Source organism: Glutamicibacter sp. 363, from assembly GCF_052379505.1.
GTDB lineage: Bacteria > Actinomycetota > Actinomycetes > Actinomycetales > Micrococcaceae > Glutamicibacter.
This window is the reverse complement of the sequence record NZ_JBQSYR010000001.1, coordinates 195801-216349: the sequence shown is the minus strand read 5'-3', so window position 1 is coordinate 216349 and position 20549 is coordinate 195801. Positions and strand designations below refer to the sequence as shown.

Annotated in this window: 21 protein-coding genes; 6 read left to right on the top strand and 15 right to left on the bottom strand. The window is 64.2% G+C overall.

The genetic code is table 11. From position 1 onward, the window contains the following. Positions 1-3 precede the first annotated feature (3 nt). The 3 genes from ACT3UA_RS01080 (at position 4) to ACT3UA_RS01070 (ending at position 1655) form a co-directional block, all read left to right on the top strand. The gene (locus ACT3UA_RS01080; RefSeq protein WP_096286511.1) at positions 4-579 is read left to right on the top strand and encodes a DUF402 domain-containing protein; all 576 of its coding nucleotides are present in this window, start codon (positions 4-6) and stop codon (positions 577-579) included. A 33-nt stretch (positions 580-612) separates the two neighbouring features. Continuing rightward, positions 613-1182: a hypothetical protein gene (locus tag ACT3UA_RS01075; RefSeq protein ID WP_096286379.1), complete on the top strand. Its 570-nt coding sequence runs from the start codon at positions 613-615 to the stop codon at positions 1180-1182. Between the two features lie 245 nt (positions 1183-1427). After that, positions 1428-1655 carry a hypothetical protein gene (locus ACT3UA_RS01070; RefSeq protein WP_141393533.1) on the top strand — a complete coding sequence of 76 codons (228 nt, stop codon included), beginning with the start codon at positions 1428-1430 and terminating at the stop codon, positions 1653-1655. A gap of 116 nt (positions 1656-1771) precedes the next feature. Here ACT3UA_RS01070 and argG read toward each other — a convergent pair whose 3' ends face one another. Continuing rightward, complete coding sequence (gene argG, locus ACT3UA_RS01065; RefSeq protein ID WP_096286375.1) at positions 1772-3199, bottom strand: argininosuccinate synthase; 1428 nt, start codon at positions 3197-3199, stop codon at positions 1772-1774. A gap of 136 nt (positions 3200-3335) precedes the next feature. Here argG and ACT3UA_RS01060 point away from each other — a divergent pair, with 136 nt between their 5' ends. Beyond that, complete coding sequence (locus ACT3UA_RS01060; RefSeq protein ID WP_096286509.1) at positions 3336-4310, top strand: aldo/keto reductase; 975 nt, start codon at positions 3336-3338, stop codon at positions 4308-4310. A 91-nt stretch (positions 4311-4401) separates the two neighbouring features. Here the strand turns inward: ACT3UA_RS01060 and ACT3UA_RS01055 are convergent, their stop codons facing one another. The 10 genes from ACT3UA_RS01055 to msrB form a co-directional block, all read right to left on the bottom strand. Continuing rightward, the gene (locus tag ACT3UA_RS01055; protein ID WP_444615333.1) at positions 4402-4878 is read right to left on the bottom strand and encodes a QcrA and Rieske domain-containing protein; all 477 of its coding nucleotides are present in this window, start codon (positions 4876-4878) and stop codon (positions 4402-4404) included. 70 nt (positions 4879-4948) lie between these two features. Next, positions 4949-5422 carry a Rieske (2Fe-2S) protein gene (locus ACT3UA_RS01050; RefSeq protein WP_096286371.1) on the bottom strand — a complete coding sequence of 158 codons (474 nt, stop codon included), beginning with the start codon at positions 5420-5422 and terminating at the stop codon, positions 4949-4951. Positions 5423-5575: 153 nt separating this feature from the next. After that, complete coding sequence (locus ACT3UA_RS01045) at positions 5576-7690, bottom strand: 3-hydroxyacyl-CoA dehydrogenase NAD-binding domain-containing protein (protein WP_096286369.1); 2115 nt, start codon at positions 7688-7690, stop codon at positions 5576-5578. Between the two features lie 10 nt (positions 7691-7700). Further along, entirely contained in the window at positions 7701-8951 is a 1251-nt protein-coding gene (locus ACT3UA_RS01040; RefSeq protein ID WP_096286367.1) for a thiolase family protein, read from the bottom strand. A 147-nt stretch (positions 8952-9098) separates the two neighbouring features. Next, positions 9099-10316, bottom strand: a complete 1218-nt coding sequence (locus tag ACT3UA_RS01035; protein ID WP_096286365.1) for a ribonuclease D — start codon at positions 10314-10316, stop codon at positions 9099-9101. A 34-nt stretch (positions 10317-10350) separates the two neighbouring features. Beyond that, positions 10351-10992 carry a DUF3000 domain-containing protein gene (locus ACT3UA_RS01030; protein ID WP_096286363.1) on the bottom strand — a complete coding sequence of 214 codons (642 nt, stop codon included), beginning with the start codon at positions 10990-10992 and terminating at the stop codon, positions 10351-10353. A 55-nt stretch (positions 10993-11047) separates the two neighbouring features. Further along, positions 11048-12109 (bottom strand): threonine aldolase family protein, encoded by a 1062-nt coding sequence (locus ACT3UA_RS01025; RefSeq protein WP_096286361.1) that lies wholly within the window; start codon positions 12107-12109, stop codon positions 11048-11050. A gap of 81 nt (positions 12110-12190) precedes the next feature. Continuing rightward, positions 12191-12880 carry an SDR family NAD(P)-dependent oxidoreductase gene (locus ACT3UA_RS01020; protein WP_096286359.1) on the bottom strand — a complete coding sequence of 230 codons (690 nt, stop codon included), beginning with the start codon at positions 12878-12880 and terminating at the stop codon, positions 12191-12193. Between the two features lie 10 nt (positions 12881-12890). Further along, positions 12891-14264, bottom strand: a complete 1374-nt coding sequence (locus tag ACT3UA_RS01015) for a DUF6421 family protein (protein ID WP_096286357.1) — start codon at positions 14262-14264, stop codon at positions 12891-12893. Positions 14265-14411: 147 nt separating this feature from the next. Beyond that, on the bottom strand, positions 14412-14819 hold the full coding sequence (msrB, locus tag ACT3UA_RS01010; protein WP_096286355.1) for a peptide-methionine (R)-S-oxide reductase MsrB: 408 nt from the start codon (positions 14817-14819) through the stop codon (positions 14412-14414). Positions 14820-14881: 62 nt separating this feature from the next. Between msrB and ACT3UA_RS01005 the strand changes: the two genes are divergently transcribed. Then, entirely contained in the window at positions 14882-16099 is a 1218-nt protein-coding gene (locus ACT3UA_RS01005) for an alpha/beta hydrolase family protein (protein WP_096286353.1), read from the top strand. Here ACT3UA_RS01005 and ybaK read toward each other — a convergent pair. Genes ybaK through ACT3UA_RS00990 form a run of 3 tightly spaced genes read right to left on the bottom strand, consistent with a single transcriptional unit; the run spans position 16090 to position 17978 of the window. Then, a complete protein-coding gene (gene ybaK / locus ACT3UA_RS01000; RefSeq protein ID WP_096286351.1) occupies positions 16090-16596 on the bottom strand; it encodes a Cys-tRNA(Pro) deacylase in 507 nt (168 codons plus the stop codon). The two genes, ACT3UA_RS01005 and ybaK, sit on opposite strands and share 10 nt — an antisense overlap. Before the next feature lie 36 nt (positions 16597-16632). Next, entirely contained in the window at positions 16633-17067 is a 435-nt protein-coding gene (locus ACT3UA_RS00995; RefSeq protein ID WP_096286349.1) for a SufE family protein, read from the bottom strand. Then, positions 17064-17978, bottom strand: a complete 915-nt coding sequence (locus ACT3UA_RS00990; RefSeq protein WP_096286347.1) for a sulfurtransferase — start codon at positions 17976-17978, stop codon at positions 17064-17066. The genes ACT3UA_RS00995 and ACT3UA_RS00990 overlap by 4 nt, the downstream gene beginning before the upstream one ends. Before the next feature lie 215 nt (positions 17979-18193). On the opposite strand from ACT3UA_RS00990, the gene zapE reads away from it, so the two are divergent. Continuing rightward, positions 18194-19234: a cell division protein ZapE gene (zapE, locus tag ACT3UA_RS00985; RefSeq protein ID WP_096286345.1), complete on the top strand. Its 1041-nt coding sequence runs from the start codon at positions 18194-18196 to the stop codon at positions 19232-19234. Between the two features lie 22 nt (positions 19235-19256). On the opposite strand, the gene ACT3UA_RS00980 is transcribed toward zapE, so the two are convergent. Next, the gene (locus ACT3UA_RS00980; RefSeq protein ID WP_096286343.1) at positions 19257-20444 is read right to left on the bottom strand and encodes a benzoate/H(+) symporter BenE family transporter; all 1188 of its coding nucleotides are present in this window, start codon (positions 20442-20444) and stop codon (positions 19257-19259) included. Between the last annotated feature and the right edge of the window lie 105 nt (positions 20445-20549).

The window sequence follows — 20549 nt, the reverse complement described above, 5'->3', positions numbered from 1 at the left end:
CCGATGCCATTCCCAACCGGGTTAACGCGGAACCCGGAATCGGTGAAATTCGGCTCGCTGATTGTCAGTCGCGCCTGGAAATACGACGGCAGCGCCCACTGGGTGGTCCCCGGTTTTTACCTGGGCTCCGATGAACACGGCCATTGGCTGCACCAGCCGGCCGGTTCCTTGGTCGCCAGACCCGGAACCGCGCATCTGGCGGCTACCGACGCGCTGTGCCTGATCCCGCACCGGGGTTACTGGGTAGCGACCCTGTATTCAGATGCGTCCGATGACTTTGATGTCTACATCGATCTGGCTACCTCCATCGGCTGGCAGCCACTGCGCCGCGGCGGGTGGGAAGTGAATTCCGTGGACATGGACCTCGACGTCATCCGATCGCGCACCCGCGGCACGTTCCTGGACGACGAAGACGAATTCGCGGAGCATGCGCTCAGCATGAAATATCCCGAGGAACTGCAGCGCCAGATGCGCGAAATCAGTGCCACGCTAATGCACGACGTCGCCGAGAACCTGCCGCCCTTCACCCACGCACACCGACAGATCTGGCTGGCCAAGGTCGCGGAACTCCCGCACTGAACCCAGCACCCAAACCTACCTAGAGGAAAAACGATGGCGATCATTCGCACCTACCGTCTTGACGAGAAGAACGAACTGCAGTTCCGCGAAGCCTGGTACCAGCAGTTTGAGGACGAGGAACTCGGACAATTCGTGATCAACCACGGCACCGTCGGCCACATGTCAAAGACCAACGAGGTCCAAGATGTGAAGGCCGAACGCGCCGACGAACTCTTCGCCGGATTCCTGGCCACCTGCGCGGAGGACGGTTTCTCGGAGATCCCTACCGAGGAACAGAGCTGGGTAATCGTGCAGTACGCGCTGAAGACGGTGGAAGGCACCGAACGCGACCGCTACATGGAGAAGAAGGCGACCGAAGCACTGACCGGACACCTCGCCTGGCGGGGACTTGGCACCGTGGAATCCAGCGACTTCGCGCCGCGCAAGTTGAATATCCGGGTACTCTCACCGGCACCAAAGCTTGCCGTCGCGGCGGTCAAGGTGTGCATCCGTGACGCGAAGCTGGACTTCACCAAGATGAGCGTGGGCATCGCGCCCTATGACAACGTGGAGGCCGTCAAGATGGCTCACCCGATGCCGGCGAAACCATTCTCACTGAGCTAAAAGCGACGGGGCGGCACGCTGACCCGCGGTAGCTGCGCCCGCGAAAGCGATGGTGAAGCCAGACTTCTGCGCCATCGCCCCAGAGGGCCGGCCGCCACCCGATGGCGGCCGCACTAAGCACAAAGGACAAAGGACAAATGATTCCACAAGAGGATCGGGACGAATCCCCCAGAGCCACGCGCAAAACATCACAGATCGGGGCCACCCGAACACCACTTCACTTAGTGTTCCAAGCCTGCCTCGGTGTGATTGTTGGTATTGGCATTACCTCGCTGCTCGGCGAGGTTCCCGGTGCCCAGCTGGCCCTGGGCGGCGTCTTCGTGGTGCTTGCCGCGTGGATCGTTGAGCAAGGTTTCCGGCTGCCGGCCCCGACCACTAAGCCCGGATCGCGGATCCGTCTGGTCTTGCGCCTGGTTTCGCTGATCGGCTTCACAATCGCCGTCAGCCCGCTGCTGGCTCTGATCGAAGCATGAGCGCAGGCAGCTAGCCCCAACAGCAGGTTTTAGCATGCAGCGCAAAGCGCAAGAGCCGGCCGGAACAATCCCGCAAGGGAAAAGTTCCGGCCGGCTCTTTTGGCTTGCCGTGACGCTTAGTCGGTGCCGGAGTCGAACGCTGCGGACTCGATGGCGCGGTCCTGCGCCCGTCCGGAATCATCCACAGGCGAAGCGTCAACGATATCGTTGGCGCCGCCGTTCTCCAACGAGCCAACGAGCTTTGCGGTGGATCCGCCGACAAGGCCCATGCCAGCGTACTGTTCCAGGCGACCGCGCGAATCGGCGATGTCCAGGTTGCGCATGGTCAGCTGGCCGATGCGATCCAGTGGGCCGAAGGCTGCGTCGCCTACGCGCTCCATGGACAGCTTATCCGGGTGGTAGCTCAGGTTCTCGCCTTCGGTGTTCAAGATGGTGTAGTCGTCGCCGCGGCGCAGACGTACCGTCACGGTACCGGAGATGGCCGAGCCGACCCAACGCTGCAGCGCCTCGCGCAGCATCAGCGCCTGCGGGTCCAACCAGCGGCCTTCGTACATCAGGCGGCCCAGGCGGCGGCCTTCGTTGTGGTAGCTGGCCACGGTGTCTTCGTTGTGGATGGCGTTGACCAGGCGCTCGTAGGCGATGTGCAGCAGCGCCATGGCCGGAGCCTCGTAGATGCCGCGCGACTTCGCCTCGATGATGCGGTTTTCGATCTGGTCGCTCATGCCCAGTCCGTGACGTCCACCGATGATGTTTGCCTCGTTGACCAGGGCCACCGGATCGGTGTACTCCTTGCCATTGATGGCAACCGGACGGCCGGCGGAGAAGGTGACCGAAACATCCTCGGCCTTGACCTCTACGGATTCGTCCCAGTACTTCACGCCCATGATCGGCTCGACGGCCTCGAGGGAGGTGTCCAGCAGTTCCAGGGTCTTCGCCTCGTGGGTTGCACCCCAGATGTTGGCGTCGGTCGAGTAGGCCTTTTCGGCCGAGTCGCGGTAAGGGAAACCGTGCTCCTGCAGCCATTCGCTCATCTCCGAGCGTCCGCCGAGCTGAGCGACGAATGCCGGGTCAAGCCACGGCTTGTAGATGCGCAGCTTCGGGTTGGCCATCAGGCCGTAGCGGTAGAAGCGCTCGATGTCGTTGCCCTTGTAGGTCGAACCATCGCCCCACACGTCAACGCCGTCTTCGCGCATGGCGCGCACGAGCAGGGTGCCGGTGACCGCACGGCCCAGCGGGGTGGTGTTGAAGTAGGCTTTTCCGCCCGAGCGAATGTGGAAGGCACCGCAGGAAAGCGCGGCGAGGCCTTCTTCGACCAGAGCTGGCTTGCAATCGACCAGGCGAGAGGCTTCGGCGCCGTATTCCAGGGCGCGGTCCGGAACTGCATCGATATCCGGCTCGTCGTACTGGCCGAGATCGCCGGTGTAGGTGTACGGGATGGCGCCCTTGTCGCGCATCCAGGCAACTGCGACCGAAGTATCAAGGCCGCCGGAGAACGCGATACCTACGCGTTCGCCTACAGGGAGAGAGGTGAGGACTTTAGACATGTTTCCATCCTAATGGATAAATATGCAACACAGTGAATTGAGGCGTGAAATGTTCCGCACACCGTCCTACCCGATAGCCTATGGGTAAGTAGCCGTTGCGTGAAGCGGCCCCATGAAAACAATCAAAGAGGTGCTTATGGAATTTCGTCAGCTTGGCCACAGCGGCCTGAGTGTTTCCGTCGTCGGACTCGGTTGCAACAACTTGGGGCGCCCCGGAACCGCCACGGAATCCCAAGAGGGAACCGATGCGGTGATCCACGCCGCCCTCGATGCAGGAATCACCCTCTTCGACGTGGCCGACACCTATGGGCGCGAACCCGGATTGTCCGAAGAACGCCTGGGCAAGGCGTTGGGCACCGCCCGCAAGGACGTGGTCCTAGCGACAAAATTCGGCATGGATATGAAAGGCGTCAACGGGCGAGACTTTGCGGCTCGCGGCTCGCGGCGTTATATCGTCAACGCCGTGGAAGCCTCGCTGCGCCGGCTTGGCACCGACCATATCGACCTGTATCAATTCCACACCCCGGATGCGAAGACCCCGATCGAGGAAACCTTGCGTGCCCTGGATGACCTGGTCACCAGCGGCAAGGTGCGCTACCTCGGCCATTCCAATCGGTCCGGCTGGCAGATCGCCCAGGCAGAATATGTGGCCCGCGAGCTGGGAACGGAGCGATTCATCTCGGCGCAGAACCACTACAATCTGATCGACCGCCGGGCTGAACTGGAAGTGCTGCCCGCAGCCAAGGAGTTCGGGCTCGGAGTCCTTCCCTACTTCCCGCTGGCCAATGGATTGCTCACCGGAAAGTACGCCAAGGGCTCGGCGCCCCAGGGCAGCCGGTTGACCCATGCCCGCCAGCAGCTACTGGAAACCAGCGATTTCGAACAGCTGGAGAAGTTCTCCGCCTTTGCCGCCTACCGCGATCTGGCACCGGCCGAGCTGGCCTTCTGCTGGCTGGCTGCACAAGAGCCGGTGGCATCGGTGATCGCCGGTTCCACGCGTCCGGAGCAGGTCAAGGCCAACGCACACGCGATCCGGTGGGTGCCTACCACGGAGGAAAGCGCTGAAATCAACGCGATCTTCCCTAGCCCGCAAAAGGTTGCCCTGTTTTAGTGGAACACCGCCAAAGACGCGGAGCTAGGGTGCGCCGACCCAAGAAGGGATCGGCGCACCTTTGCTCCGTGAACTGTCAGCTGCCCGTGGTTCAGGAATCTTGCGGCGGGAAGACGAGGATATTCTCGCCCTCGATGGCCGCCGCGTAGCGAACTAGCGGACGCGGGGCCGGCCCACCGAGCACGGTACCGTCCTGGTAGGCATAGCGCGACCCGTGGCAGGGGCAATAGAAGTTCGCCTCATCGGTGTCCGTGCCGACCGCGCAACCTTGGTGGGTGCAGATATTCGAGTATGCCAGCACCGTGCTCGCGTCGGCGCGATAGAGCAAGACTCCTAGGTCCTTGCCGCTTGCTGGACCGCGCACGATCACTTCGGCCTTGCCGTTCTCGGGCAATTCTGCCGTGCCGAGCACAATTTGCCCTTCCCCGGTGGGGCTGGGCGCCTCGCTCGCCGAGATAGCGGGCTCGGAGGAGGATCCGCCGCTGCAGGCAGTGAGCGCAACGATGGTTCCTGCGGCACCGGCCGCCCCGAGCAAGTTGCGGCGCGTTGGTGGGATAGATCCATTCATAGGCCAATTGTTGCAGACGATGGACCGGCTGGCACTAGCCCAAGGGCATTTATTCGCCCGCCGCTCTTCGCTAGGCCTGGCCCAGATACACCACGATCTGCTCATCTTCGATGGTGCAGGCATAGCGAGGCAGGGCGGCAATGGCCGGACCGGCGGACACCGCACCGTCGGCGGGTTGGAAACGCGAGCCGTGGCAGGCGCAGTAGAAGTCATCTTTGGAAGATTTCGTAGTCACCGCACATCCTTGATGAGTGCAGATATTCGAGTAGGCATGCACGGTCTTCGCATCCTGGCGGAAAAGCAAGACGCCTATTTCTTCACCGGTAGCCGGGTCCTTCGCCACGACCTGAGCGCGGGATTTCTCGGGAAGGTCCGCCAATGGCAAGACGTTCTGCGCTTCGCCGGCTGGTTCGGGCACTTGCTCGGGCGTCGGATTCGGGGCGGCAGATTCTCCGTTGCCGCAGGCGGCGAGCAGGGCGCTGGATCCTAGCAGCGCGGAGGCGCACATCACCGTGCGGCGGGCTGGGCGTGCAAATTCGGTCATACCGGGATTCTCTCAGATGAACCTGTGCCATAGCTAAGCCGAAGATTTCTCTCGTCTCTAGTCAGCGCCGATTGCGTCCGGCAAGGACAACGCCCCGTGTTGCCAATGACTCCTTGGGGGAGTCAGCAACACGGGGCGTGAACTGCCGGAGTGCTAGGAATTGAATTTCTTCCCGTTCACCCGCTCGGAGGCTCCGACCTGATCCAGATACGGGGTGATCCCGCCCAGATGCATCGGCCAACCCGCACCGGTGATCATGCACAGATCAACGTCGGCGGCCTCGGCGACCACGCCTTCGGAAAGCAGCAGGCCGATTTCTTCAGCCAGCGCATCCTGCACCCGGGTGAGGATCTGATCCTTGGTCGACGGCTTGCCGCCGAAGCTCAGCAGCGCCTGGGCCGCGGGGTCCAGCATCGGCTGGCCGTTGCCGTCCTTGGCCCATAAGGTGGCGATCTTCGCGTCGACCAGTTTGCCCAGGTTCTCGGACACCGCGAATCGATCCCCGAAGGACGCGTTGAGCGATTCGTTGACGTGCTGCGCGACGGGCAGGCCAACCATGGACAGAAGCGTGAACGGCGTCATCGGCAGGCCCATGGGAGCCAGCGCGGTATCCGCGGTCTGCGCGTCGGTGCCTTCGTCGAACGCGGCCTGGACCTCGCTCATCAGCCGCAAGAGCACGCGGTTCACCACAAATGCCGTGGCGTCCTTGGTGCGCACCGTCGTCTTGCGCAGGTTCTTGCCCAGGGCGAAGGCGGTGGCTACGGTGGTTTCATTCGTCCACTGCGTCGCCGCGATTTCCAGCAACGGCATCACCGCTACCGGGTTGAAGAAGTGGAAACCGACAAGGCGTTCGGGATGCAATAGGTCCCGTCCCATATCGGTGACCGAGAGCGAGGAGGTGTTCGTGGCCAGGATGCATTCGGGGGAGACTACCGCTTCCACCTCGGCGAAGACCTGCTTCTTGACAGTGAGTTCCTCGAAGACCGCCTCGATGACGAAGTCTGCATCGGCGAACACCTCCTTGGTGACCGAACCGGAGACCAAGGCCTTGGCGCGGTTGACCGCGTCCTGGCTCATCCGTCCCTTGGCGTGCAACCTGTCGATCTCACCGTGGATGTAGGCCAAGCCCTTGTCGATGCGTGACTGATCCAGATCGGTGATGATCACCGGAACGCCCAACTTGCGCACGAAGAGCAATGCCAGTTGGCTTGCCATGAGGCCCGCACCGACCACGCCGACCTTGGTAACCGGTCGGGCGAGCTTGGCATCGGGCGCTCCGGCCGGACGCTTGCCACGCTTTTGCACCAGCTCGAGGAAGGCATACACGGTGTTTTTGAACTGGTTGGTGGCCATCAGCTCGGTGAGCGCCTGGATTTCCAGCTCGGCCGATTCCTTTTGGGTGAGCGTCAACCCCTGGCGGAAGACTTCGAGCACCTTGTAGGGCGCGGGGGCGGCCCCGGAAAGCTTCGCGTCGACAAACTGTTCGGCCTTGTCTGCCGCCTGCAGCCAGCGTCGGGCTACCTCTGGATCGCTGGGGTCTACCGAATTCTCTCGTTTGACCTCGATGTCGCCGCTGAGCACTCCGTCTGCGAACGCGACCGAGCGCTCGATGAAGTCGGCGGGCTCGAATAATGCATCGGCCACACCGAGTTTGTAGGCCGCCGGGCCGGAGAGCGTGCGGTTGTTGTTCAGCGGGTTCTCCACCATGACCTTCAACGCGTTTTCTGGTCCGATGAGCCGCGGCAGTCGGTAGACGCCGGCCCATCCAGGGATCAGGCCCAGGAAAGCTTCGGGCAGCCCCAGCGCTCCGGCTGCGGTGCTCACCGTGCGGTAGGTGCAGGCCAGCGCGATTTCCAGGCCGCCACCTAGGGCAAGCCCGTTGGTGAACGCAAAGGTCGGCACGCCTAGATCTGCGAGCAATGCGTAGGCTCGGTGTCCGAGGGTCGCCATCGCGGTCGCCTGCTCCGGTGCGGAGAGCCGGGTGACCGCCGAGAGGTCGGCGCCGGCGATGAGGAAGTAGGGTTTGCCGGTGATGGCCAGTCCGTGGATTTCCCCGGACTTGGCGCGGGCCGCCTGCTTTTCGAGCGCGGCGTGCAGCTCCAGCAGGCCGTTGGGGCCCAGCGTGGTGGGTTTCTTATGGTCCAACCCGTTGTCCAGGGTGAGCAGTACCAGGGTTTTGCCGCTCGGTAGGGCTACATCCTTGGTGAACGAGTGGGTGATCGTTTCATCGTGCATGAGTTCGGCTACGGCCGAAAAGTCCTGAGTCATTTCTTGCTCCCTAAGCCTTTGCGCCAAATTCTGGGTGGTTTGGATTCTCCCAAATCACCGTGCCACCCATGCCGAGGCCGATGCACATGGTGGTAATTCCGTAACGCACCGTGTGGTCCTCTTCGAACTGGCGGGCCAACTGAGTCATCAGGCGCACGCCCGAGGAAGCCAGCGGATGGCCAACGGCGATCGCCCCGCCGTAGCGGTTCACCCGCTCATCGTCTTGTGCGATGTTGTAGAAGTCGAGGAAGGAGAGCACCTGCACGGCGAAGGCCTCGTTGATTTCGAACAGTCCGATATCGGTGATGCCCAAGCCGGCCTTGGCCAGCGCCTTTTCGGTGGCCGGAACGGGGCCGTATCCCATGACATCGGGCTCCACCCCGGCGAAGGCGAAGGAAACCATGCGCATCTTCGGGGTCAGTCCCAGCTCACGCACCGCCGCGCCGCTGGCGAGCATAGCCGCGGTGGCGCCGTCGTTCAGTCCCGCCGCGTTGCCGGCGGTCACCCGGCCGTGGGCACGGAATGGGGTGCGCAGTTCGGCTAGCGATTCCAAGCTGGTGCCCGGCCGCGGTGGTTCATCAACGGTGTTGACCGCCCAGCCTTCGCCCGGCCGCTTCGCGGAGACCGCCACGAGATCCGGCTGGATCTGGTTGTTCTCATAGGCGCGAGCCAGTTTGTTTTGCGAGGCTACCGCGTAGCTGTCGGCGCGTTCCTTGGTGATTTCCGGAAAGCGGTCGTGCAGGTTCTCCGCGGTGTTGCCCATGTTCAGGGCCTGCGGATCGACGATCTTCTCGGAGAGGAAGCGCGGGTTCGGATCCGCGCCCTCACCCATGGGGTGGTTTCCCATATGTTCGACGCCGCCGGCGATGGCCACGTCGTAGGAGCCGAAGGCGATGCCGCCGGCCAGCGAGGTCACCGCCGTCATGGCGCCCGCGCACATCCGGTCGATGGCGAATCCGGGCACCGACTTGGGGATCCCGGAGAGCAGGCCCACGGTGCGCCCGATGGTCAGTCCCTGGTCGCCGGTCTGGGTGGTGGCCGCCATGGCGATCTCATCGATCTTCTCGGCGGGAATTTCCGGGTTGCGGCGAAGGAGGCCACGGACCGCCTTGACCGCGAGGTCATCGGCGCGGGTGCCGTGGTAGATTCCCTTCTCGCCTGCCTTGCCGAAGGGGGTGCGTACCCCGTCGATGAAGACGACATCGCGGTCGTCGAGCGAGGTGTGCGCGTTTCCGGGCACGGTCGAGGTGTTGACACTCACCGTCGGGCTCCTTGGGGTAGTTTCAGGCTGCCCCGAGAACCGGGGCAGTGGCCAGCATCACTGTGACCTAAACCATACGTTACTCATGAGTAACTTGAAGTGCAAGTGCTGGTTCCACCCTCCGGGGCCCGCTAGTGCTATTTTGCGCTAGCCGCGCAGCGCCTGGGCGAGTTTTGCGCTGAGCAGATCGCGTTGCCAGGGGCGCGCACCGAGTTCTTCCAACGCGGCATCGATCGATCCGGCGCTGTATATGGCCGGGGGATTCCAGCACAGCGCACGCAAGAACTTCGGGGTCAGAAGATTTTCTCCCGGAATGTTCCATTCTTCGCTGACTTCCGAAAGCACTTCTCGAGCAGCCGTCAGCCGGATCGCGGCCTGCGGGTTCTTCTCGCCCCACAGGCGCGCATTCGGCAGTTCCGAACCGCCGGACCGCAGGTCTGGGAGGTCCGTGGAATTTCGCCCACGCTGCATCGCATCCAGCCAGCGCGGGGCGTCGCGCTTGGCGCTGCGTCCGTGGAAGCCGGAAATCTGCAGCAATGCGGGGACGCTGTTCGGCCGGTGGTCGACGGCTGCCATAATCGCAGAGTCTGGCAGCAAGCGGCCCGGAGCCACATCACGGGATTGGGCCAGGGTCTCGCGGGACTGCCACAGCTCACGAGCCACCGCGAGATTGCGCCGGTTTTTGATCTTATGGATTCCGGAGAGCTTGCGCCAAGCTTCCGGTGGGGCCACCGGGTCCGGCAGCTGGCGGACGTACTCGAATTCCTGGGCGGCGAATTCCAGCTTGCCCTGCTCCTCAAGCAGCTCGGAAATCTTTTCGCGCAGTTCGAAGAGCACCTCGACGTCCAGCGCCGCGTAATTCAGCCAAGACTCCGGCAGCGGCCGGGTGGACCAGTCCACCGCCGAGTGCTCCTTGGCCAGCTGCAGTCCAAGCAGTTCGCCGACCATGGTACCCAGGGCCACGCGGGGGAAGCCGGCTAAGCGTCCGGCCAGTTCGGTGTCGAACAGACCGGTGGGGTAGAGGCCCGCGTCGTGCAGGCAGGGCAGATCTTGGGTGGCCGCGTGCAGGATCCACGGCAGTTCGTTCATGAGTTCCAGCAGCGGGTCCAGCGAGTCGAGGCTCTCCGGGTCGATCAGCCAGGTGCTTGCGCCTTCGCGGCGGATCTGGATGAGGAAGGCGCGTCGTCCATAGCGGAATCCGCTGGAGCGTTCGGTATCGACTGCCAGGTCCCCGGTGCCGGCGCGCAGTGCGCGCACCGCTCGATTCAGCGCCGCCGCGGTGTTGATGACTTCCGGAATGCCGTCTCTCGGGGCGGTCAGTGGGGTCAGGGTTGGCTGGTCTGCGGCTGGCTCTGAAGTAGTCATGGTCCTTCTATTCTAGGACCGATGGCGCGTAATTTTAGCTTAGGCGACGGTGCGGCAGCTGCTGCACGCCCTCGGGAAGCGGCGGCATGCCGGCAAAAGTGCACACCATATCGGCCCAAGCGCTCAGGTGCGCCCCGAGCTCCTCGCTCTGTTGCGGGGTCCAAGAAGCGCGCAGTTCGATGTCGATATGGTCTTGCTCGCCTTCCAAATTGCCAAAGGATTCTGAGATGACCCGCGTGGCGGTGCCACCGGCCGAATGGTGGGATGCCTGGCGTTCACGCAAGGCATCTTCAAGCCAGCTCCAGGCAACCGAGGCCAGCATCGAGTCCTGGCCCATTTCGTGATCCAGGCGTGCCCGGATGTAGCTCACGACGCGGAACTGGCCGCCCCATAATTCCTGGCCCGCAGGGTCGAAGAGCAACACGAAGCGTCCGGTCGCCAGCGGGGCTTCGGGCTGCAAAAATGGGGTGCGCGTGTACTCCTGGCCGTGTTCTCCGTGGCCGGGCCCAGAGCCTTCGAGCACATCACCGCTGAGCGCCAAGGCGAACGGTGCCAGCCGTGCTGGTGCGGGGATTTCGGTGATCTTCAATTCCTTGCGAACGGCGGCATGCGAAAGTTCGCCCAGGGCCTTGGAAAACGCCGGTGGGATAGCTGCAGTTGCACGATCGTTGGTCACAGGTCGAGTCTAAAACGCGCCGCACCGCGGTGGCGGTACGGCGCGCCGAGGCGGCTCAAGCGGCGCGGTAGGCAGCCAGCAACTCGCGAAGTTTTGCGGTGAATGCGCTGACATCTTCCTCGGTGGTGTCGAAGGAGCACATCCAACGCACATGGCCTGCTGAGCGGTCCCAATCGTAGAAGCGGAAGTGCTCACGCAGCTGATCGGAAACCTCGGTGGGCAACTGCGCGAAAACTCCGTTGGCCTGGGGCGGGTAAACCAGTTCTACGCCGTCGATCTCTTCGACGGCGGAAGCCAGCTTTGCAGCCATCGCATTTGAATGCCCGGCCAATTCGCGCCACAGCCCGGTCCCGTAGAGTTCGAGCAATTGCGCTGAGATGAAACGCATCTTGCTGCCAAGCTGCATGTTCATCTTGCGCAGGTACTTCAGATCTTGGGCCAACGCGGGATCAAGGGTCAAGATCCCTTCGCCAAGCAGCAACCCGTTCTTGGTGCCGCCGAGCGAGACGATGTCGACCCCGACGTCGGTGGTCAGCTCCCGCAACTCGACACCGAGCGCGGCAGCCGCGTTGCCTAGGCGTGAACCATCCAGGTGGACTTTCATGCCCAGTTTGTGGGCGTGCTCGGTGATGGCTCGAATTTCATCCGGGGTGTAGATCGTGCCTAATTCGGTGCCCTGGGTGATCGATACCGCCAGCGGCTGTGCCCGGTGCTCATCGCCCCAACCCCAGGCCTCCTGATCGATCAGTTCGGCGGTGAGCTTGCCATCGGCGGAGTCGACCTGCAACAGCTTAAAACCGCCGATGCGTTCCGGCGCGCCGTTCTCATCAACATTGATATGCGCGGTGCTCGCGCAGATCACCGCACCCCAGCGGGGCAGCAGGGACTGCAGGGCGGTGACATTTGCGCCGGTGCCGTTGAAGACCGGGAAGATCGCAGCCTGCGCACCGAACAGTTCTCCCGCCATCGCGTCCAGCGCGGCGGTGTATTCGTCATCTCCGTAGGCGCTCTGGTGCCCGCCATTGGCGCGGGTAATTGCCTGGAGGATGCGTGGGTGCACCCCGGAGTAGTTGTCGGAGGCGAATCCGCGCACCGCAGGGTCGTGGCTAAAAGTCATGAGATTTTTGGTCCTTCGTAATGGTACTGAGGAGGTGATGTGCCCAGTGGAAAACGCTACACCAGCTGCGCCAAATCGCGTTTAGGCCTGGGCCAGCGGTAGTCGCTGTCCGTTGTGCCCGAGCGCCGCGGCGTCCAGAAGCTGCACCGCTGCCTGGGCGACGGTGTCGACGGCGGTATGCCCTGTCGGAATCTCACCGACAGACTTGTCGCTCAGTGCCTTGACAACCCAACTCACGGCGGCTGCCTGCGGGGCCTGCTTGCTGAATAGCCGGGCGATCGCATTGATCCAGTGCTCGGCGGCGGCCTTCACCGCACCGTAGTTCGCGTTCGACGGGGTCGGATTCGTCACCGCCTGGGCGCTGATGATGGCCAGCCGTCCGGCCTCCGAAGCCACCAGGTCATCAACGAAGGCGCGGGTGGTGTTGCGCAGCGTGGTCAACACGTTGGTGTGCAAGAAGTCCCAGTCGGAGTCTGTCTGCCCGGTGATCGACTTGCCGCCGCGCCAGCCGCCGACCAGATGCAGCAGCACATCGATCTGGCCGTGCTGTGCATGGACCTGCTCGGCCAAGTCGTTGACCGCTTGGCGGTCGGCCAGGTCGCATTCGTAGCGTGCGGTGGCGAATCCAAGGCGTTCGTCCAGGCGTGCGGCGTTGCTGCCGACCACCAGCACTCGCGCCCCGGCGTTGAGGAGTTGGCGGGCCGTTGCGACCCCGGCGGCCGAGGTGGCCCCGGCGATCAGAACCAGCTGATTTTTCTGTACTTTGCTCACGGTATCGATCCTAGATGCTGGTGGCGCCGGTCATGCCGCGGGTGGACTCGATCACCGCCGCCATTTTTTTGTTCAACGCCTCGTAGAACATCGACAGGGGGAACTCATCGTCCAGCACCTGATCGGTGATTTCGCGCAGTGGCGCGTTCAGCGGCAAGGCTTCGGGGCCCTTGGCCCACGCCGAGGCCGGGTTCGGGGTGACGGTGGCGGAGACCAGCTCATAGGCCGCCAGCCAATGGGCGAGCTTCGGGCGGTCAATGGACTTCCAGTACAGATCGTCGATCGCATCCCCCAAGGCCGCAACCACCTCGGGCACCTGATCCCAGTCGATGCTCAGCTTGGTGTCGGTCCAGTGCAGGACGTGGTGCTGGTGCATCCAGGCGAAGAGCAGCTGCCCGCCCAGCCCGTCGTAGTTGCGCACCCGCGAGCCGGTAATCGCGAAGCGGAAGATCCGGTCGAAGATGACCGCGTACTGCACCAGCTTCGCGGTCTGTGCTGCCTTCGGATCGCTAGCCGGGTCCGCGGCGATCTTCATGGATTCGCGGAAAGCCGTCAGGTCGCAGCGCAGCTCTTCGAGCGAGTAGAGGAAGAACGGCATGCGCTGCTTGATCATGAACGGGTCGAAGGGCAGGTCCCCGCGCATGTGCGTGCGATCGTGGATCAGGTCCCACATGATGAAGGTTTCTTCGGTCAGCTGCTGGTCGGTGAGCAGCTGCGCCGCATCGGCGGGCAGCTGCAGGTTGGTGATCGCCGCGGCTTCCTTGAGCACCTTGCGGAAGCGGGCCGCCTCGCGGTCCTGGAAGATGGCGCCCCAGGTGAAGGAGGGGGTTTCGCGGATGGCGACCGATTCGGGGAAGAGCACCGCGGAATTGGTATCGTAGCCGGCGGTGAAATCGATGAAGCGCAGCGGCACGAACAGCGCGTTGGAGTAGCTGCCCTCCTCCAGCTGCGCGATGAAGTCAGGCCACATGACCTGCACCAGCACGGCTTCGAGGTGCCGGTTGGTCGAACCGTTCTGCGTGTACATCGGGAAGAGCACCAGGTGCAGGAGCCCGTCTTCACGCTGGGTCTGCGGCTGGAATTCGAGCAGCGCATCCAAGAAGTCCGGCGCGCCGAAGCCGCTGGCCTCCCACTTTTTCAGATCTGCGACCAGCGCCTGCAGGTAGTTCGCGTCATGGGCGAAATGCGGCAGCAGGTCATCGATGGCCTCGACGATGGTGCCGATCAGTTCGCCCGCGCGTGGCTGCATCGCGGCCTCGGCGAGGGAGCCGTCCTTGGACTGCAGCGTCTGGAATTCACTGGCTGACGCCTTCAGCGCCAGCCATGCCTCATGGGTGGTCAGCATCTGTGCGGTTGCCTGTGGGCTGTGGGAGATCTGGGTCATCGTGGGGCACCTCTTCAAGTTCTTTGGTCGTTTGCGTTGCTTAGCTATCACGCTACGCCCAAAGAACAGAATTAGTGTTGCTCGGCCAATCATGACTAAGCATTCCTAATGCTTAGTGTGAGGTGCGACCCACGACAGTCAGAGCTTTTAGCCCTCCGTTTCCCGCAGGGTCAGGCTCAACGAATTCATGCAGAAGCGCAGGTCCGTTGGCGTCTTAAAACCTTCCCCCTCGAACACGTGGCCCATATGCGAATCGCAATTCGCGCAACGCACCTCAACGCGTTTCATGCCCATCGACTCGTCGGTTATGTAGCGCACCCGATCCTCGGCCAGCGGCGCATAAAATGAGGGCCACCCGCAGCTGGCATCGAACTTCGTGCTGCTGGCGAACAGCTCCGCCCCGCAGGCGCGGCAGGCATACACGCCCTCGGTCGTGGTATCCCAGTATTCACCCGTAAAGGGTCGTTCGGTTCCGGCCTGGCGCAAGACATGGAACTCCTGCGGGGAGAGGATCTGCTGCCAGTCGATTTCGGTCTTCTTCGATTCTTCGCTCATACTGATGCAAACGAATTGCGTCGCGAGATGATTCCCGAGACCGCATTTGAGAGTATGGAATCATGGCCCGGAACATTGTTGAAACCTTAGAACCGCGCAAAACGGTGCCCGCGACGCTGATCGGCGTGGGCCTAGGCGTTGCCGCCGGCTCGCTGCTGGCCGCGAGCGTTTCCGCGCTGGCCGGGTATTTTGCCCGGCGCGTGGTCACTCCCGAAGAACGCCGCACCGGCAACGCGGTGATCCGCGAGATCGTGACCGACGCGGAAGGCCAGCTTTGGCTGCACTTCCTCAAAGATGCGGACACCGCCGATCCCGGCGGGTGCACGCTGATCTCCGAGGCCGATACCTGTGCCGCCCGGCTCTCGGCACCCCGCGCGGTGCCCGGCAAACCGCGGCTGATCGCCCGCAAGCTGGAGCATATCTACCGCGGGAGCCTGGACGGGGTGCGCCGCGGCTACCTCTCCGGGGCGATCTACGAACACCCCGAAGACCTCGGCATCGCCGCGCAGGATATCGAACTGGCGCTGGAAGGCGGCCCGGGACCGGCCTGGCTGGTGCCGGGCACCAGCCACAAGAACCTCTGGGTGATCGGGGTGCACGGGCGCGGGGCACGGCGCAACGAAACCATCCGCGCGCTGCCGGTGCTCACCGAGATCGGCGCCACGGTCCTGCTGATGAGCTACCGCAACGACGGGCTCGCCCCGAATGCGGCCGATGGCCGCTATGGGCTGGGGGATACCGAATGGCACGACGTGCAAACCGCCGTGCATTACGCCCGCGAGCACGGGGCCACGCAGATCGTCTTGCTCGGCTGGTCCATGGGCGGGGCGATCAGCCTGCAAACCGCGGACCGCTCCGAGCTGGCCCAGTGCATCGATTCGCTGATGCTCGTCGGCCCGGTGATCAACTGGGTGGACGTGATCTCCCACCAGGCGCGGCTCAATAAGATCCCGCAGACGGTGGGGCTCTTTGCCGGCTGGCTGCTGACCAACCGGGCCGGGCGCTGGGTCACCGGGCTCGCGGCGCCGGTGAACCTCAAGCGGCTGAATTGGGTGGAGCGGGCCAGCGAACTGAAGCACCCGACGCTGATCATGCACAGCCAGGACGACCAATTCGTCCCCTACGGACCTAGCCTGAAACTGGCTGCGCTGCGCCCGGACCTGGTCACCCTGCGGGTCTTCTCCGGGGCCGGGCATACCCGCGAGCCCAATAGCGACCCACAGGGATTTGCCGCCGCGATCCGCGAATTCCTCACCGAACGCCTGGCCGCTCAGCGCTGAGTGGAGATCGGCGCCAGCAGCGCGCCGAGGGCCTTCACCGCATCCTGCGGGCGCAGCTGCAGGCTGAAGCCGCGCCGCCCGCCGGAAATGAAGATGCTCTCGAACCGCTGCGCACCGGCGTCGAGCACGGTCGGCGAGCTCTGCCGCTGGCCGAAGGGGGAAATCCCGCCCAGCACATAGCCCGAACGGCGCTGCGCGGCCGCCTTATCGGCCATCTGCGCCTTCTTCTTGCCCAGCGCCGCGCCGACCGCCTTCAGATCCAAGGCCGCATCCACCGGCACGATCGCCACCGCCAACTCCAAGCTGGCATTCGCGCCGGTGGAGACCATCAGCGTTTTGAACACCCGATCCCCGCCGACGCCCAGCGCCGCGGCGGCCTGCGCGCCATAGCCCTCGGCCGAATCGCCCGGGCTGTAGCTGTGCGCCACATAGCTGATGCCCGCCGCGTCCAGCGCGAGCGTTGCCGGGGTGGAGGCCCCCTTCGATTTCTTCGCCATTTTCCTGTCTTTCGCTGCGCGCCGAGCCCCGCGCGGCTACGCGGCCAGCTGCTCGGAGACCTGGCGCTTGATCCGGGCGAGCATCGCGGTCATCCCACGCATCCGCAACGGCGACAACGCCCGGGACAGGCCCAGCAGCGCCGGCATATCCTCGGGAACCGCCAGGATCTCGGCGGCCGGGCAGCCATCCAGGCCGGCAGCCAGCACCGAGGCGAACCCGCGGGTGGTCGGCGCCTCCGGCGGCGCGGAGAAGAACAGGTTCACCACCCGGTCGGCGTCCACCTCGACGATCAGGAACAGCGGCGACTGGCACTCCACCACCTGCTCGAACAGTTCCGGGTGCTCGGCCAGACGCGTTGGCAGCTCGGGCAGCTCGCGGGAGAAGTCCAGCAGCAGTTCCAGCCGATCGGCCTCCGGGACCTCGGTGAACTCCTCGACGATCTCGGCCAGCGCCGGAGTCAGCGCGCTCATGCGCGGGCCCCGCGCTTGGCAGGTAGTGCGCCACCAGCTTCGCCGCGAACGATCGGCACGCCCACCGCGTTGCCCCACTCGGTCCACGAACCGTCATAGTTGCGCACGGTCTCAAAGCCCAGCAGGTGCTTGAGCACGAACCAGGTGTGGCTCGAACGCTCACCGATGCGGCAGTACGCAACCACCTCATCGCCCGGCTTCAAGCCGGCCTCGTCCAGATAGATGGCTTCCAGCTCCGCGCGCGGCTTGAAGGTGCCATCGGCCGCCGCGGCCCTGCCCCAAGGCACCGAGGCGGCGGTCGGGATATGCCCGCCACGCATTGCGCCCTCTTCGGGGTAGTTGGGCATGTGGGTGCGTTCGCCGGTGTATTCCTCCGGGGAGCGCACGTCGATCAGCGGGTTGCCCAGGTGCTCCAGGACCTGCGGCAGGTAGGCGCGAATCACCGAATCGTCGCGTTCGACCACCGGGTAGTCGGTGGCCACCACCGCGGGCTTGCCGGTGGAAAGCTCCCGGCCCTCGGCGATCCACTTATCGCGGCCGCCATCGAGCAGGCGCACGTCTTCGTGGCCGAAGAGGGTGAAGACCCACAAGGCGTAGGCAGCCCACCAGTTGGACTTGTCGCCGTAGAGCACCACCGTGGTCTCGCGGCCAATGCCCTTCGCCGACATCAGCGCGGCAAAGTCCTCGCCTTCGACGTAGTCGCGGGTGACCTCATCGTTCAGCTCGGTGAACCAATCGATCTTCAGGGCGCCGGGGATATGGCCGGTGGAATACAGCAAGATGTCTTCGTTGGATTCGAGCACCACCAGGTTCTCGGCCCCCAGATTCTCGGCCAGCCAACCGGTGGAGACCAGCCGTTCGGGGTGGGCATACTGTGCGTAACTTGGGTTGTGCTCAACAGGCAGCGACATGCGCGATCACGTTCCTCATAGTTCGGTTTCCGGCCGACGCGCGAAGCGGCGGCCGCATTCTCACCTTCTAGCCTAGTCCCCGTGGCTGCGCATTCGTGTGGGGTGCGACATTCTTCTCCATTTTCGCGCCCCCGCCAAGGTAAACTGGCCGATGGGCCAAGGCAGCGGCCCCGCATGATCACCCGCACGCCAACCTAAAGGACACCTTCGAACGCATGGCCAAGATCATCCACCTGACACAGACCACACCGAACCTTTCGGTCGATGAACTGCTGGCCGGCTTCCACCCGTCCTACCGTTTCGGCGAGGTGTCCTTCGATACCTACCGCCCGGACCCGAACCAGCCCTCGCAGGCCGAAGCGGTCACCAAGTTGAGCAACTTCGCCCAAACCGTGGGCAAGAACAACGGCGGCGGCCTGTTCTCCAAGCTCTTCGGCAAGAAAACGGCCACCAAGAACGGCTACTACCTCGACGGCGGCTTCGGAGTGGGCAAAACCCACCTGCTCGCCTCGCTCTGGCATGCCAGCCCCGGCCCGAAGGCCTTCGGCACCTTCGTGGAATACACCAATCTGGTCGGCGCGCTTTCCTTCCGCCGCACCGTCGACGTGCTCAGCGAGTACAAGCTGGTGTGCATCGATGAATTCGAGCTCGACGATCCGGGGGACACCGTGCTGATGTCCCGGCTGATGCGCGAGCTCTCCGATGCCGGAGTGAAGCTCGCCGCCACCTCCAACACCCTGCCCGGGGCCCTCGGCGAGGGCCGCTTCGCCGCGGTCGACTTCCAGCGCGAAATAAAGACCCTCTCCGAGCAGTTCGACGTGCACCGCGTGGACGGGGTGGATTTCCGCCACCGTGGCCTGCCCGATGCGCCGGCGCCGTTGGAAGACGAGACCATCGAGGACTTCGCGGCCGAACGCTATGCGGATCAGACCCTCGCGGTTGATGACTTCGCCGAGCTGGTCGCCCACCTGCACAAGGTCCACCCCTCGCGCTACCGCCAGCTGCTGGCGGAAACCGACGCGCTGGTGCTGCACAATGTGGACACCATCACCGATCAGTCGGTGGCGCTGCGCTTCGTGGTGCTCGCGGACCGGCTGTATGACAAGGACGTGCCGATCATCGCCTCGGGCAAGCCGTTCAGCGAGCTGTTCACCGACGAAATGATGTCCGGCGGCTACCAGAAGAAGTACTACCGCGCGGTCTCCCGGCTGACCGCCCTGGCCCGCGAGGGGCAGGCCGGCGAGCCGGCCCTCTAGGCCTAGCGCAGCGCCAGCAACTTCATCGTCGAGCCTCGCGCTCGACGATGAAGTGCGTTAACAGCCCGGCCACCAGCGCCCAAAATGCGCCGCCGATGCCGAAGAGCGTGAGATTGCCGGCGGCCACCAGGACGGTGACCAGTGCGCTCAGCCGCCAGGTCGGATCGGCCACCGCCCCGAGGAGCGAATTGCCCAGCGTGGCCAGCAGGGCCAAGCCCGCCGCCGCCTGGAACAGCCCCTCCGGAGAGGCGCTGGCCACGGAGACGATCAGCGCGCTGAGCGCCGCGAAAATGAGATAGAACACCCCGGAACTGGTGGCCGCCCGCCAGCGCCGCGAGGCATCCGCTCCGGCCTGCTCGCCCGCCGCGAGCGCCGCGGTAATCGCCGCCAGATTAATTGCATGCCCGCCAAAGAAGGCGCCGAGCGAGGAACCTGCCCCGGTGACCAGCATCGAGGAGCGCCAGGGCAAGGCATAGCCGAAGGACCCGAGCACCGCGACCCCCGGAATATTCTGCGAGGCCATGGTCACGATAAACAGCGGCACGCTGATGCTCGCGATCGCCTGCCAGGAGAATTCGGGGGAGACCCACTGCAGGTGCGGCAGCAGCTCAAGCTGGCCCCACAAGCCGGTGCGTGCGATATGCCACAGCCCGAAGCCGAGCGCGGCCAGCATGCTCAGCGCGACGGCGAACTTGGGCAGCAGCCGCAGCCCGAGGAAAAACACCAGCAGGATTCCCAGCGCCGGGACCGGAATCGTGCCCAGGGCGGTAAAAGGCGTCAGGCACAGCGGAATCAGCACGCCGGCGAGCATGCCTTGCGCGATCGGCACCGGAATGCGCGTGAGCAGCCGATGCAGCACCGGAACCAGCCCGGAGAGCATGATCATCACGCCGCCGACGATGAACGCGCCCACCGCCTGGGCAAAGCCGAAGGCCCCGGGAGCCAGCGCCGCGAGCATCGCCGCACCGGGGGTGGACCACGCAATGCTGATCGGCACGCGGTGGCGCAAGGACAGCACGATGGTGCTCAGGCCCACGCACAGGCAGAGGATCAGCAAACCGGAGGCCGCCTGCCCAACGGTTGCGCCCACCTGGAATAACCCCGCCAGCACCACCGCGAAGGACGCAACAAATCCCACCATGGTGGTGATCAAACCGGCGATGATCGCCTGGGTGATGCCGTCGGCATGGGCCGCTGTGCTTCGAGTCATACTCATTTTCTACAGGCTGCGGCTGCCCCTGCGGTAATCGCCGCACGTCACGGCCCGCAGATGACGTTAAAACCAGAAAGGCACCGACCAGCGGCCGGTGCCTTT